Origin of the sequence: Sphingomonas sp. CCH9-E2 (genome assembly GCF_001557215.1) — a bacterium.
Lineage (GTDB): Bacteria > Pseudomonadota > Alphaproteobacteria > Sphingomonadales > Sphingomonadaceae > Sphingomonas.
Window position 1 is genome coordinate 1 of the sequence record NZ_LSJM01000113.1, and the last position, 443, is coordinate 443.

At 68.4% G+C, this 443-nt stretch carries 1 protein-coding gene; it reads right to left on the reverse strand.

What is annotated here, in order from left to right:
• Window positions 1–94 precede the first annotated feature (94 nt).
• A partial coding sequence (locus tag AX681_RS06400; RefSeq protein WP_269450342.1) for a cold-shock protein occupies window positions 95–443 on the reverse strand: 349 nt, incomplete at its 5' end.

Sequence of the window (443 nt, forward strand, 5' to 3'; positions counted from 1 at the left end):
CGATACGACAGGGGCTGCCGTGGCCGTGATGGCCAGGGCAGCCCCCGCAATCATCCCGCGTCCGGCAATGGTGAGCCGGAACATGGGAAGCGCTTTACGAGCCGGGCGTCAGGTTCACCGCGGCGTACTTGCCGCGACGGTCCACTTCCAGCTCGAATTCGAGCCGGTCGCCCTCGTTGAGCGTCGGCATGCCGGCGCGCTCGACCGCACTGATGTGCACGAACGCATCGGGCTGGCCGTCATCCCGCTGGATGAAGCCGAAGCCCTTCATGGCGTTGAAGAACTTGACCGTGCCGGTCGCCTTCTCACCCGTCAGCTGACGCTGCGGGCCGCCCATGCCGCCACCAGGGCCGCGCTCGGGGCGATCGCCACGCTCACGCGGCGGACCGCGATCTTCGACCGGCATCGGCTCGCCGTCGATCTTGAGGTCGGTCGCGCTGATG